This is a genomic window from Alcanivorax profundi (assembly GCF_003597125.1).
Lineage (GTDB): Bacteria > Pseudomonadota > Gammaproteobacteria > Pseudomonadales > Alcanivoracaceae > Alcanivorax > Alcanivorax profundi.
The window spans coordinates 1-515 of the sequence record NZ_QYYA01000087.1; the positions used below are offsets into that span (position 1 = coordinate 1).

A 515-nucleotide genomic window follows, 5' to 3' on the forward strand; every position below is an offset into this window, starting at 1 on the left:
CAAGTGACTGGCAGAACATAAAGTCCTCCTGAGCTGCACCATCATTTTCATATCTCACGTAAACCAATAAATAGGCCAGATCTGCGACATCTGTAGTCTCGTCAAGCTGGATGGCAAAATATTGACTGTTCGTAACGCGCTCAATCAATGTCTTTTTAACATCGTTAGCCATGTCTTTTAGTCTCCGTGACACAGTGTCATTTGAAAGCGGCACCAAGTTTAACTCTTTGGCAGCTTTCTCTCCACACATAATGCGTGTCATCTCTTGAGCTAAAGGTAGACACAGTTGTTCCCCAATTGTGTGCGGCTTACCGGCTTTGGCTATCCGGAGGCTGGCACGATATGAAGCTTCCTGTGCTTTGATTATAGGTGTACCACAGGATTGAATGGTGGACTTTGAATGATTCAGTTCATCACGTTTTCGTAAAAAAAACCCACAGGTTTGTCCTTAAGTGCTGTGTGTTTGGTTGTTAGATGTCGTTTGAGATGCGATGGTTTCATACATTCATTGCTAA

General features: G+C 43.3%; 1 protein-coding gene. It reads right to left on the reverse strand.

All coding sequences use genetic code 11. The features are described 5' to 3' along the window. The coding region (locus tag D4A39_RS19135; protein WP_497707270.1) for a hypothetical protein at positions 1–409 on the reverse strand (409 nt) is incomplete at its 3' end. Between the last annotated feature and the right edge of the window lie 106 nt (positions 410–515).